The sequence below is a fragment of the Streptomyces sp. 378 genome (assembly GCF_030124145.1).
In the GTDB taxonomy this organism is placed as follows: domain Bacteria; phylum Actinomycetota; class Actinomycetes; order Streptomycetales; family Streptomycetaceae; genus Streptomyces.
This window is the reverse complement of sequence record NZ_JASKMS010000006.1, coordinates 82,437-96,293: the sequence shown is the minus strand read 5'-3', so window position 1 is coordinate 96,293 and position 13,857 is coordinate 82,437. Positions and strand designations below refer to the sequence as shown.

General features: G+C 67.9%; 6 protein-coding genes. 4 read left to right on the top strand and 2 right to left on the bottom strand.

Annotation, left to right across the window (positions count from 1 at the left end):
- Window positions 1-54 precede the first annotated feature (54 nt).
- Together QNO09_RS10840 and QNO09_RS10835 are read left to right on the top strand one after the other, a co-directional pair.
- Entirely contained in the window at window positions 55-1,965 is a 1,911-nt protein-coding gene (locus QNO09_RS10840) for a DNA/RNA helicase domain-containing protein (RefSeq protein ID WP_283969903.1), read from the top strand.
- Window positions 1,966-2,254: 289 nt separating this feature from the next.
- Window positions 2,255-4,261: a DUF2075 domain-containing protein gene (locus QNO09_RS10835; protein ID WP_349636959.1), complete on the top strand. Its 2,007-nt coding sequence runs from the start codon at window positions 2,255-2,257 to the stop codon at window positions 4,259-4,261.
- Window positions 4,262-4,312: 51 nt separating this feature from the next.
- Here QNO09_RS10835 and QNO09_RS10830 read toward each other — a convergent pair whose 3' ends face one another.
- Window positions 4,313-4,441, bottom strand: coding sequence for a DUF6408 family protein (locus tag QNO09_RS10830; protein WP_283969902.1), 129 nt, complete (start codon window positions 4,439-4,441; stop codon window positions 4,313-4,315).
- Window positions 4,442-4,948: 507 nt separating this feature from the next.
- On the opposite strand from QNO09_RS10830, the gene pglW reads away from it, so the two are divergent.
- Together pglW and pglX are read left to right on the top strand one after the other, a co-directional pair.
- Window positions 4,949-9,697, top strand: a complete 4,749-nt coding sequence (pglW, locus tag QNO09_RS10825) for a BREX system serine/threonine kinase PglW (protein WP_283969901.1) — start codon at window positions 4,949-4,951, stop codon at window positions 9,695-9,697.
- Entirely contained in the window at window positions 9,694-13,314 is a 3,621-nt protein-coding gene (pglX, locus tag QNO09_RS10820; protein WP_283969900.1) for a BREX-2 system adenine-specific DNA-methyltransferase PglX, read from the top strand. Before pglW ends, pglX begins: the two co-directional genes overlap by 4 nt.
- Here pglX and QNO09_RS10815 read toward each other — a convergent pair.
- On the bottom strand, window positions 13,241-13,801 hold the full coding sequence (locus QNO09_RS10815; RefSeq protein WP_502962279.1) for an ATP-binding protein: 561 nt from the start codon (window positions 13,799-13,801) through the stop codon (window positions 13,241-13,243). The two genes, pglX and QNO09_RS10815, sit on opposite strands and share 74 nt — an antisense overlap.
- Between the last annotated feature and the right edge of the window lie 56 nt (window positions 13,802-13,857).

Genomic DNA, 13,857 nt, shown 5'->3' with positions numbered 1-13,857 from the left:
CAAAGGACATGCCCCCACCCGCACGAGTCTCTTCGTGCTGCCTGGGGGAAGTCCTTGCTGTTCCGTGCGTCCGCGAAAACGGTCGCCGTCATGGCACTCGACGGTTCGCTGTTCCTGCACCTCACCGAGCAGTTCGCCCATATGCACGGCTATCGGCCCGGAGCCTCGGAGATGCGTTCCTGGGAGCGCAGCATCCCGCTTCTGGCCGCCGCTCTCAACGACGCCGGCCTGGGCGACGTCGAGGTCATGCTGGAGTACGCGCTGCCGCTGAACAGCAAGCGCGCTGACGCCGTCCTCGCGGGAGTGCACCCGGTCACTGGCGAGCCGTCCTACGTCGTGGTGGAGCTGAAGCAGTGGAGCCAGGCGGCTCCGCACGAGGACGACCCCACCCTGTGCCGTGTCGATGCCTATGCGCACCCCGTGCTCAACCCGATCGAGCAGGTGCGTCGATACTGCGACTACCTGGTCAACTTCAACGGCGCGGTGGCCGAGCACGGCGAGTGGATCCACGGAGTGGCCTTCCTGCACAACGCCACGGAGTTCGGGGTGACGGGGCTGCGGGAGATCGAGTACGACGGCCGGGGACGGCTCTTCACAGCAGAGCGTCGCGGCGCGTTCCTGGATCACCTCCGGTCGAGGTTGAGCGACAAGCATCCCGGTGCTCACGCGGCCGACGAACTGCTCGCCGGCGCCACTGTGCCGTCGAAGCAGCTGATGTCCGTGGCAGCCCAGGAAGTGCGGGAGCGGCAGCAGTTCGTCCTCCTCGACGAGCAGCAGGTCGCCTACCGCATGGTGCTCAACGCGGTGGAGAGGGCGAAGCGCGCCGACCACAAGGAAGTCGTCATCGTCACCGGCGGCCCGGGCACGGGGAAGAGCGTGATCGCGCTTCAGCTGCTCGGTGAGCTGTACCGCAGGGGTGTGGCCGCGGTGCACGCGACCGGCTCGCAGTCGTTCACGAAGACGATGCGCAAGGTGGCCGGCTCCCGGAAGCGGGAAGTCCAGGATCTCTTCAAGTACTTCAACAGCTTCATGACCACGGAGAAGAACAGCCTGGGTGCTCTGATCTGTGACGAGGCGCACCGCATCCGGGAAACCTCAGCCAACCGCTACACCCGCGCGGCACTGCGGACCGGCAAGGCACAGATCGACGAACTCATCGACGTCGCACACGTACCGGTCTTCTTCCTCGACGAGCACCAGGTCGTGCGTCCCGGCGAGATGGGCACCGTGGAGGAGATCCGTGAGGCCGCGGCCAGGCGGGGCATCGACTGTCATGTCGTCCCCCTGGAGAGCCAGTTCCGCTGCGGAGGCAGTGACGCCTATCTGCGCTGGGTGGTCCGGCTCCTCGGCCTCGAGCCCGGCGGGCCGGTCGTATGGGAGCCCGATGACCGCATGCAGTTGCGGGTCGCCGACAGCCCTGAAGAACTGGAGGCGTTCCTCGACGCCCGCCGCGCCGAGAAGTACGGTGCCCGGATGTCCGCGGGCTACTGCTGGCGGTGGTCCCCCGAGCCCAAGCCCGGCGACCCACTGCCTCCCGACGTCGTCATCGGGGGCTGGGCCCGGCCTTGGAACCTGCGCGGGGACCGGTCGGTCTCGGGCGCGCCTCCGTCCGCGCTGTGGGCCACCGACCCCGCGGGCTTCGGGCAGATCGGCTGCGTCTACACCGCCCAGGGCTTCGAGTACGACTGGTCCGGCGTCATCATCGGCCCGGACATGGTCTGGCGGGGTGACCACTGGATCACCGACCGCACGGCATCCAAGGACCCGGTGTTCAAGAGGTCCACACCGGACACCGATGTGGACCGTCTCATCCGCAACACGTACAAGGTGCTGCTGACGCGCGGCATGGTCGGCACGATCGTGTACTCGACCGATCCGGAGACCCGGGAGAAGCTGCGGGAGCTGGTTTCCGGCCGGCCGGAGTCACGCCCTGCCGTGATCGAGGAGCCTTCTCTGCGGAGGTGAGGGCGCGATATCCGGCCATGATGTCCGTGCTTCCGGCCGACCGACGTGTCCGATGTGTCGGGACGGGTGATCTCCTCTTTAAGATCCAACACGTCATTGCGGCCCGACGGGCTTCCCTGAGTGGACATGCCCCCACCCGCACGAGTCACTCGTGCTCTGGGGGATCCACCTCGTGTCCATGCTCCTGCTGAAACTGGCGGCGCGGGATCTGCTGAACCTGAACTCAAGGCGCCGTATGGTGCCTCACCTCGCTGCGAGGTGGCAGCACTTCCTCAACACCGACGCTTCGTTGACGGAACGTTCTGCCTGGGCAGAGAGCCTGGTGCATCTTGCCGAGGATCTGGTCGCCGCCGATCGCGGGAACGTCGAGATGGTCGTCGAGTGCGCCGCCACGGTCGACGAGACCGACCGCGCCGGCGACCCGCGGCTCATCGACGTCGTCCTCGTGGGCCATCATCCCGAGGAGAACGGGCTGTCCGTCCAGCTCGTCGAGCTGAAGCGTTGGTCGACGGTGACCCGGGTGGAGCGCGCCACCGCGGATCTGGTGCATGTCCCTGGAATGGGGGAGAAGAAGCATCCTGCGCTGCAACTGCGCGAATACTACGAGGCCTTCACGAGTGACAGAGGACCACTGCACGGACTGGACTACGAATGCGGGGGCTTCGCCTATCTGCATAACGCCACCGATGCCGCAGTGCCCCCGCTGGTCGGCCTGGACGCGCCGACCGGTTCCTACGCCCGTGTCTACACGACCGACCGTCGCGCGCAACTGCTGTCGGACCTGCGGGGCAGTTTCGCCGCCGACGGTGCCGACTCGGCGGCCGAGATCCTGTTACGGAGCATGGGCCTGCGCAACACCCCGCTGCTCGACGCCATGATCCGTTCCAGCGGCGAGGACACCGTCTTCACGCTGCGCGGGCGTCAGAAGAAGGTCGCGGACCAGATCCTCGACACTGCCGCCAAGGTGCTTCCCGATCCTCGGCAGCCCGCGCTCATCCCCGACGAACGGAGGGTGGTGTTCCTCGTCACGGGCGGTGCGGGTACGGGGAAGAGTGCCATCGGGCTCCAGCTCAAGGCCGAACTGGAGGCCGACGGCCGCACGGTCAAGTACGCGAGCGGCAGCCGGGCGTTCAACGGAGCACTGCAGGAGCACGTCGGTTACGGGGACCGGGAGTTCAAGGAGACCTTCACCTACTTCAGCAACTTCGTCACCCCGCCCGACCCACCGCTGGATGTGCTGATCTGCGACGAGGCCCACCGCCTGCGCGACCGCTCCACCAACCGCTTCTGGAAGCCCGAGGACTGGGGCACGAAGCCGCAGGTGGACGAACTCCTCGACGCCTCCCGGCTGACGGTGTTCTTCCTGGACGAGGGCCAGTCCGTGCGCCCGCAGGAGGTCGGCACCGTCGATCTCGTGGAGGACGCGGCACGGCGCTACGACGCCCAGCTGGTCCGTTGCCGCCTGCGGGAACAGTTCCGGTGCGGCGGCAGCGACGCCTACATCCGCTGGGTACGCGGCGCGCTGGGGGTGTCCGACTCTGAGCCCGAGCTGTGGACCCCGGACGGACTGATGCACGTCGAGGTCGTGGACAGCCCGGAGGAACTCGAGCGGATCATCCGTTCGGAGGCCGAAGCGGGAGCGTCCGCGCGCATGGTCGCCGGATACTGCTGGCCCTGGACGAAGCCCCTCGGCAAGGAGAAGCGACTCGAACCCGACGTCCGGATCGGTGACTGGCACCGGCCGTGGAACGCGGACAGCGACTCCTTCTGTGAGAACAAGACCGTCCCGCCCTCCAAGATCTGGTCCGTGCACGAGAACGGCCTCGGTCAGATCGGCTGTGTGTACACCGCGCAAGGCCTGGAGTGGGACTGGTGCGGCGTGATCATGGGCGAGGACATGGTGCGCCGGGGCGACCGTTGGGTGTTCCGCCGGGGCAAGGAGCGGACGGACAAGGAGGCGGGCGTCAAGCGGGTCGCCGTCCCCGGGTCGTTCGACCCCAAGGTGAAGCCGAAGAGTGTGGACGACGATGAGTTCGCCCGCCTCGTCCGGCATGCCTACCACGTGCTGATGACCCGGGCGAGCCGGGCGACCGTGCTCTACTCCACGGACGAGGAGACCCGGGACTATCTGAAGGGCCTCGTCGGCGACGTCGAGATCCACGGCCTGCGACCCACCTGGGAGAACCTGCCGGAGCAGGCCAGGCAGCCACATCTGCCCCGTCCCGGCCGGGGACGGCGCCGCCGCAGGAAGCGCCAGAAGAAGAACACTCCGCCCGGAGAGATGTTCCTCTTCTGAAACGGAGACCGTCCGGTGGAGTGGCGGGCTCCCGGGCCCGCCACCTGCCGGTCAGAAGACCAGGCGCGCTACCACGACAAGGGCCGTCACCACCAGATTGGTGATGACTCCCACCGTGACGTCGACCAGAATCTGACGAATCCGGTCACGACGTGCAGGCTTGTACTCAACGGGGTTCATCGGTTTCCACTCCTGAGCGTGAGCTGGGAATGGCAGGGATCGCCCTACCGGGCATCCGCAGTCACACCGCATGTGGCACGCGGTGGAGACCACTCGTCGCTCATCGCCGAGGACCGGCACCTGTAACACCGCCGACGTACCCTCCGGGAAGGTGCGCAGCGGGTAACCACGTTAGTGCACACGCCAGTTCACGTAGATCAATTTCGGACGCCGCAGTGTCTCCGTCTGGGCTCCGCGCGCGAGGGCGCCGGACTGCAAGGCGGCAATCGCGATGACATCCGTTGTGTGGAGTTTGCGCATTCCCCGCCTGAAAGGGTGGGCGAGGCTTCAGGATGTTCGTGGTCCGCACACCACAAGTCGCCGGACTCGGGTGATAAGGGGGGAATGTCCCGTACTCCCGCCCTTCACTGTCTCTTTTCATGCCACAGCCACCCACTAGGATTTCAGCCGAGGGTCTGACCACGAGGAACGGTCGCCCTCGCGGGACACGACGAGCGGGGAACAGGCATGCGGGAAGGCCGGTGGGTCACGGTCACCGAGTCCGAGTTCGATCACGAACGCCGCGGCCTGGAGGCGATCCGGGAGAAGCTGCCGGACTCCGACCCCTGGCGTGCCTGGTCGAACTTCACCTTCACCGCCAACACCGGCCACGTCCGCGAGGTCGACCTGCTGGTGGTGGCCCCCGGCGGCGTCTGCATGATCGAGCTCAAGGACTGGCACGGCTCGGTCACCTCCGAGAACGGCACCTGGGTGCAGACCACCCCTGGTGGCCGCCGCCGTACGCACGGCAACCCGCTGCACCTGGTCAACCGCAAGGCCAAGGAACTGGCCGGCCTGCTCGCGCTGCCCGGCAACAAGCGGGTCTGGGTCGCCGAGGCTGTTTGCTTCACGGACAACAGCCTCCGCGTACGCCTGCCCGCCCACGACCAAAACGGCGTGTACACGGTCCACCAACTGGTCGAGATGCTCAAGCAGCCACCGCGTGACGAGCGGCGCCGCATCACCGCGACCGGCTCGCGCGAGATCGAGGCGGCCCTCAAGACCATCGGCATCCGCAAGAGCGACGCGCAGTACAAGGTTGGCCCGTACGAGCTGGAGCGGAAGTCCTTCGACTCCGGGCCCACCTGGGCGGACTACCTCGCCCGCCACAGTGACCTCCCCGAGGCCGCCCGCGTCCGCATCTATCTCAGCGAGCGCGGCTCCGACGCCTCCCTGCGCCAGTCCGTCGAGAACGCCGCCCGGCGCGAAGCCGCCGTGCTGGGCCGTTTCAAGCACCCGGGCGTGGTCCAACTCAAGCAGTACTTCCCCTCCGGGCACGCCGCGGGCCCCGCGCTGATCTTCGATTACCACCCGGACACCCTGAAGCTGGACGAGTACCTGGTCCAGTACGGCGAGAAGCTGGACATCCTCGGCAGGATGGCCCTGGTCCGCCAGCTCGCCGAGACCATGCGCTCCGCACACTCCAGCCGCATCCACCACCGCGCCCTCGCCGCCCGTTCCGTGCTCGTCGTCCCCCGGCCGCGCGGCAGGAAGGGCCGGGCCGTCGGGGAGGAGGCCGCCTGGCTCACGCCGCACCTCCAGATCTCCGACTGGCAGATCGCCACCCAGCGCAGCGGCGACTCCTCCCAGGGCCAGGGCCAGGGCCAGGGCATGACCCGCTTCGCGCCGACCGCCCTGTCCGCCATGCACCTGGCCGACGACGCCGACCCCTACCTCGCTCCCGAACTCACCGCCCTCAAACCCGACCCGGTCCACCTCGACGTGTACGGGCTCGGCGTCCTCACCTACCTGCTGGTCACCGGCAAGGCCCCGGCCGCCGGCCAGGCCGAGCTGCTGGCCCGCCTGGAGGCGGGGGAGGGCCTGCGCCCCAGCTCCCTGGTGGACGGCCTGTCGGAGGACGTGGACGACCTGGTGCAGGCCGCCACCGCCTACCGGCCGGGCCAGCGACTGTCCAGCGTGGACGAGTTCCTGGAGCTGCTGGAAATCGTCGAGGACTCCCTCACCGCCCCGTCCCAGGCGGCCACCGCCACGGAGGGGCCGGACGACGAGGACGACGGAACCGCCGCTGACAAGGACCCACTGGAGGCCGTCGCCGGTGACGTGTTCGCCGGCCGGTGGGAGATCCGCCGCCGCCTCGGCACCGGCTCCACCAGCCGCGCATTCCTCGTCCGCGACCTCCAGGCCGAAGCCCGCAGGACCCGCCCGCTGGCCGTGCTGAAGGTCGCCCTCTCCGACAGCCGCAGCGAGATCCTCGCCCGCGAGGCCGAGGCCATGGGACGCCTGCGCCCCCACTCCGGCATCATCCGCCTCGTCGAACCCGAGCCGCTGCACATCGGCGGCCGAACCGTCCTGGCGCTGGAGTACGTCGGCGACGAGCGCGACGACAGCGGACAGGGCACCGAGGGCGGCGCACGCCCGCGCCGCCGCGAGGAGACCGTCGCCCGCCAGCTCCGCGAGAACGGCCGCCTCCAGGTCGACCAACTGGAGGCGTACGGCGACTACCTCTTCGGAGCCGTCGACTTCCTGGAGGGCGAGGGCGTCTGGCACCGCGATATCAAGCCCGACAACATCGCCATCCGCATCCGCCCCAACCGCACCCGCGAACTCGTCCTCATCGACTTCTCCCTCGCCGGCTATCCGGCGAAGAGCACCAACGCGGGCACCGACGGTTACCTCGACCCCTTCGTCGACGTCATCACCCGCGGCTCGTACGACTCGCACGCCGAGCGGTACGCCGTCGCCGTCACCCTGCACCAGATGGCCTCCGGCGAGCTGCCCAAGTGGGGCGACGGCAGTCTCCTGCCCCGCATGACCGATGCGAAGGAGTGGCCGTACCCGACCATCGCGGCCGAGGCATTCGACCCCGCCGTACGGGACGGTCTCGTCGCCTTCTTCCAGAAGGCCCTGCACCGCGACGCCGCCAAGCGCTTCCCCGAGCTGAAGCCGATGCGGGACGCCTGGCGCAAGGTCTTCCTCGACGCCTCCCAGACGGTCCCGTCCAGCCACCGTTCCCGCCACCCGGCCCCGGCCGCTCCGACCACGGGGGAGGGGGTGCCCGCCGAGGGCGCCGCCGCGGCGGCGATCGCGGACGCCGAGCCGGAGACCGCGGAGCAGCAGCGCGACCGCCTCGCCGCCGAGGTCACGCGCGATACTCCGCTGACGGTATCCGGACTGACGCCCGCTGCTCAGTCGTTCCTGTACGGCCTGGGCATTACGACCGTCGGCGAACTCCTCGACTACAGCCGCCGCAAACTCGTCAACGCCCCCGGCCTGGGCGCCAAGACCCGCAACGAGGTCCAGCAGCGGCAGCGCGAGTGGGGCGAGCGGCTGCGCGAGATCCCCGTCTCGCCACTGACGGCAAAGGGGCGGGCCGAGGCGAAGGAGGAGCTGGAGCAGCTCACCGCCGCCGAGTCGGCCCTGGTCGGGGAGCTGGCGAAGGGTGAGTCGGCGGGCGCGCTGTCCCCGCGCACCCTGCGCTCGGTCAGTCTCGACACCCTGGCCACGGTCTTCGTACCGGCCGTCAACAACAACGGCTCCAACCGCAACAAGGCGGAGATGGTACGGCTGTTGCTACGTCTGCCCGACGAGCACGGCGTGCTGCCGGACATCGGCGTCTGGCCGAAGCAGAAGGACGTCGCGGAGGCCCTTGGCCTGAGCCAGGGCCGCATCCCGCAGATGCTCAAGGACGAGCGCAAGCGCTGGAAGACCGAACCCGCCGTCCAGGCACTGCGCGAGGAGATCATCGACCTGCTGGTGAGCATGGGCCGGGTCGCCTCGGCAGTGGAGATCGCGGACGCCCTGGCGGTCCGGCGCGGCACGCATCTCGCGGGGCGCGAGCAGCGGCGCGCGATGGCACTGGCGGCCGTACGGGCCGTGGTCGAGGTCGAGCAACTGCTGCCGCAGGAAGCCGAGTTCCAGCACCAGCCGAACCGCAAGGCCACGGACGAGTCCCTGGGCGCCGGCCTCCTCGCCCTCGACGTCCGGGAGAACGACGGCCCGGACACCCCGACCGCGCCGGGCCTGCTGGAGTACGCGACCCGCCTGGGCAAGACGGCCGACCGGCTCGCCAAGCTGGACACCCTGCCGACGGCCGCGACTGTCCTGGCCGAGCTGGGGGCGCTGACGGTGCCGCCGGGCGCGGTGGACTGGGACGAGCGGCGCATGGTGGAGCTGGCGGCTGCGGCGTCGGTGAACGCCGCGGCCACTCCGCGCCTGGAGATCTACCCGCGTGACCTGCCGCTGGTCCGGGCGCTGCGCCTCACGCAGGCCGGGCTCGTCCGCTGGATCCACGGTCTGCCGGAAGGACTGCAGCCCGGCCTGACGGGCGAGGCCGTGCACGAGCGGGTCCGTGCTCGCTTCCCGGAGATGGTCGTCCCCGACGGTCGTGGCGGCACGACCCATGACCTGCCGACGGGCGGCCCGCTCACCAAGGCGCTGCGCGACGCCGGCTTCGAACTGTCGCTGAGCATGCACGAACGCGACGGCGTGCTGCGCTACCTGTCGGCGCGGGCGGACGACGCGTCGAGCTACCTGACGACGGGCGCGTGGCGGCAGTCGACGCGTACGGGTGCGGTGACGCGGTACGCCGACGACCCGCAGCTCGCGGGCGCGGTACGCGCGGAGGAACGGCTGCTCGCGTCGGCCCGCCGGGACGGGTACCGGGTGCTGACCGTACGGCAGCAGTTGGTGCGGGACGCGGTGCGGGAGCTGAGCGCTGAGCGGCTGGGCACGGATGCGGTGTCGGTGACCGAGCTGTTCCTGGAGGCCCTGCACGCGCAGGTCACGCCGGGCACCAAGCCCACCTGGGAGACCCTGCTCAAGGCGGACGCCGCCGAGCCGGGCTCGAAGGGCGCGGTGCGGTTCGCGGAGTACGTGCGGACGGCGTGGGGCGCGGTGGAGCCCCGGATCGCGGAGCTGCTTGGCAACGGTGGCGGGGGCGGCGGGGCCGGTCCTGTCGGTCCTGTGCTGCTGACGGAGGCCGGGGTGTTCGCGCGGTACGACGCGATGGGCGTCCTGGACCGGCTGGCGTCGGCGGCCCGGCGGGGCGGGCGGGGGCTGTGGCTCCTGGTCCCGCAGAGCGACCCCTCGCGCGAGCCCCGGCTCGGGCAGGTGGCCGTGCCGTACCAGGCCGGCCTGGGGGAGTGGATCCAGCTTCCGGACACGTGGGTGGGCAACGTCCATCGGGGGTCCGGCGACGGTGTGGCAAGTGCGGGTGCAAGTGCAAGTGCCAGTGGTGTCGAGGGAGACGTCAAGTGATCGACCGCAAGGCTCTGTTGAACGACCTGAAGCAGCAGGTCAAGGCGGTCGAGACCGACCTTGGGCGCCAGGTGAAGGCGCTCGGGGATGTCGGCGCGCGGTTGAAGGCCGAGTACGACCAGGCACGCAAGCTCGGGCGTACGGCGGCGACGTGGACCTCGTGGCTCGATGAGCGGGTCACGCAGGTCGCGGTGGCGTGGGTGCTGGGGACTGTCTTCGTACGGTTCTGCGAGGACAACCGGCTGATTCCGGAGCCGTACCTGACGGGGCCGGACGGGGACCGGCGGGAGCTGGCGGAGTCTCGGTACGACGCGTACGTGGAGTCGGACGAGGATCCGACATATCGGGGCTGGCTGGAGAAGGCGTTCGAGGAACTGGGGCAGGGCCAGGCGGGACGGCTTCTCTTCGACAAGCGGCACAACCCGCTGTATCAGGTTCCGCTGTCGCATGACGGGGCGCGGGATCTGGTCGAGTTCTGGCGGGGGAGGGACGAGGCGGGCGTCCTCGTCCACGACTTCACCGACCCGCTGAACGAGGACGGCACGGAGGGGTGGGACACGCGGTTCCTGGGCGACCTGTACCAGGACTTGAGCGAGGCCGCCCGGAAGACGTACGCGCTGCTCCAGACACCGGAGTTCGTGGAGGAGTTCATCCTCGACCGGACGATGAATCCGGCGGTGCGGGAGTTCGGGTATGAGGAACTGAAGATGATCGACCCTACGTGTGGGTCGGGGCACTTTGTGTTGGGGGCGTTTCGGCGGCTGGTGCGGTTGTGGGGGGAGGGGCAGCCGGGGCGGGATGTGCATGAGCGGGTGCGGGCTGCGCTGGACTCTGTGCACGGGGTGGACATTAATCCGTTCGCGGTGGCTATTGCTCGGTTCCGGTTGTTGATCGCGGCTATGGCGGCTAGCGGGGTGCGGACGCTGGAGGAGACTGCGAAGTATGAGTGGCCGGTTCATCTGGCTGTCGGTGACTCGCTGATCAAGGCCCGCCGCTCTCAGCAGGGCAATCTGTTCGGTGAGGTGGACGAGGACCTCGCGGACGAACTGGCCGAGTTCAAATACACCACGGAGGATGTGCACCAGTACCCGGAGATCCTTAAGCCGGGGTGGTATCACGTGGTGGTGGGGAACCCGCCGTACATCACGGTCAAGGATAAGAAGCTCAATGAGCTTTATCGCGAGCTGTATCCGGCGTGCGCGGGCACTTACGCGCTTTCGGTTCCGTTCGCCCAGCGGTTTTTCGAACTGGCCATACGCGGGGATGCCGAAGGACGGGGATACGGCATGGTTGGGAAGATCACCGCTAACTCCTTCATGAAGCGCGAGTTTGGGACGAAGCTCATTGAGGGCTACTTTGGGCACGCAGTGGAGTTGACCGAGGTCGTTGACACGTCCGGCGCCTACATTCCAGGGCATGGGACGCCCACGGTCATTCTCGTTGGTAAGCAGCGAGGTGGAGCAGGACGATCTCCGGTCATTCGGACCGTTCGAAGCGTGCAGGGCGAGCCTTCCGCGCCCGAGAATGCAGAAGAGGGTCTGGTCTGGCAGGCGATCGTCGAACAGATCGATAAGCCGGGATCGGTGAGCCAGTGGGTGTCTGTGGACGATTTGGATCGAGCGCGATACTTCGCCAAGAAGCCCTGGATCTTGACTGACGGCGGACTGGAGTTGGTCGAGGCGCTGGCAACGACTCGTGTGTCAACACTCAAGCCGAGCGTTGCTCGTATCGGCTTCTATGGGGATACCCACGCAGACGATGCGTTGACGATGCCTGCTCGGACGCTGCGGAATCGCCGTGCCGAGCAGGAGTTTGTCAAGCGGATCGGTGTGGGGGACGAAGTCCGCGACTACGAGCTCGCTGGCGGCAACTCCGTGATTCATCCATACGACTCACGGCGTTCCCTTGCATCCCTCACCTCGATGCCCAACATTGCTCGTTTGCTGTGGCCAAGCAGGACCGAGTTGGGTAACCGGTCGACGTTCTCGGGAGGGACCTACTTCAGAGACGGTCGGTCATGGTGGGAGTGGCATCAGCTTCCCAAGGACACGGATGCGCATCCATGGTCTTTGAATTTTGCGTTCGTCGCCACACATAATCATGTGGTGCTGGACCGTAGTGGGTGCGCTTTCACCAGGACCGCGCCGGTGATCAAGTTGCGGGAAGGGGCGAGTGAAGAGGAACACGTGCGGTTGCTTGGGTTGCTCAACAGCTCTACGGCTGGGTTTTGGCTGCGGCAGGTCAGCCATGACAAGGGGCGCCCCGGTGCGGATGTAGCAGGAGCCGATGAGCCTTGGGAGCACCGTTTTGAGTTCACAGGGACTAAGCTTGAAGAATTTCCGCTTCCTTCTGAACTTCCGGCGAAGCTCGGAACTGCTCTGGACGGTCTGGCTCAGGAGTTGGCTGCCACAAGCCCCTCCGCTATCGCCTCCAATAGTGTCCCTGTTGCGGCTGCTTTGCGTGAGGCTCGCGAGAAGTGGGAGACCATCCGTGGCCGCATGATTGCTATCCAGGAAGAATTGGACTGGGAGGTCTACTCTCTATACGGTCTCCTTGACCAGGAAATGATTGCGCCCGCCGGGGAAATTCCTGTGGTCGCATCTTCCGAACGAGCCTTCGCAATCGTGTTGGCCCGCAAGATGGAACACGGCGAGGTCAACACCTCGTGGTTCCGACACCACAATCACAAGTTCCCTCCTACAGCGGAGATCCCGGCCCATTGGCCCGCCCCTTACCGCGAGATCGTCCAGAAGCGTATCGACGCCATTGAGTCGAACCGCGCCATCGGCATGGTCGAGCGCCCCGAATACAAGCGTCGCTGGGCCACTGAGGGGTGGGACGCGCTCCAGGAGAAGGCCCTCCGCTCCTGGCTACTCGACCGCATGGAAAACCGTGACCACTGGTTCGACGAGAACGGTCAGCCCACCATCCTCACCCTCTCCCGCCTCACCGACGGGCTCTCCCGTGACGAGGACTTCGTCTCTGTCGCCACGCTCTACGCGCCCCGCAAGGAACTCGCGAAGGTCGTTGCCGAGCTGATCAGCGACGAGCACGTGCCGTTCCTCTCCACCCTGCGCTACAAGCCCTCCGGCCTGAAGAAGCGGGCCGACTGGGAAGAGGTGTGGGACCTCCAGCGCAAGGAGGACGCTGCGCCCGACGAGCCCGCCAAGCGGAAGATCCGGGACTCCATTCCCGTGCCGCCGAAGTACACCTCGGCCGACTTCCTTCGCCCCTCCTACTGGAGGGCACGCGGCAAGCTCGACGTGCCCAAGGAGCGGTTCATCTCCTACGGGCAGACCAATGCGGCCACCCCCGAGTTGTACGGGTGGGCTGGCTGGGACCACCAGGAGCAGGCGCAGGCCCTCGCCACGTACTTCACCAACACCGCGCTGTCCACCGAGGAGATCACGCCGTTCCTCGCCGGCTTGCTGGAACTCCAGCCGTGGCTGTCCCAGTGGCACAACGAGTCCGACATGCTCTACAGCGGCTCCCCGGCGGACTTCTTCGCCGGTTACCGTCAGCAGAAGCAGGGTGAGCATGGACTCACGGACGACGACCTCCGCAACTGGCGTCCCCCGGCCGCGACCCGAGGTCGTCGCGCAGCAGCGAAGCAGTAGCCAGGAGCAAATCGAGATCCGTCGGTTCGAGGGCCACCCGGTGCGTGACTGGGTGGCCCTTGGGCTGTGCCTGCAACTCCGCCCATGCGGTCTTGCCCGGTGCTGCTGGGCGAGGTCTGACGCCCCAGTCGTCCGCGAGGGCGGCCACGAGAAGCAGGCCCCGGCCTGACTCGGATAGTGCGTCGGTCGCCGCGGGATAGGCCGGAGGCTGCCTCTCGGCGCGGGTGTCGGTCACCTCGATGCGAACGATGTCTTCGACCAGGGTGAGTTGGACGTGGAAGTCCCGGCCTGGGACGTGGCCGTGGCGTACGGCGTTGGCCGTGAGTTCCGCCGTGATGAGGGTGAGCGTCTCGTTGACTGGGGTCGTGTACGGGTGGCCCCACTCGTTCAGGCGGTGCGAGACGAGTCGGCGGGCGAGGCGGGCACCGCGCGGGGTCGATGTGAAGCGCATGGTGAACTCGCGTTCGAGTGCGGGATGCTGCGGCATATGCCCGTTCGGGGGAGTTGCTGACTTCATGGGGTCAACGGTCGCGGACTCTGCGT

Coding starts and splice junctions, on each gene's coding strand:
- QNO09_RS10830 (WP_283969902.1), bottom strand. CDS start 4,441: ATGAACCCCGTTGAGTACAAGCCTGCACGTCGTGACCGGATTCGTCAG.
- pglW (WP_283969901.1), top strand. CDS start 4,949: ATGCGGGAAGGCCGGTGGGTCACGGTCACCGAGTCCGAGTTCGATCAC.
- QNO09_RS10815 (WP_502962279.1), bottom strand. CDS start 13,801: ATGCCGCAGCATCCCGCACTCGAACGCGAGTTCACCATGCGCTTCACA.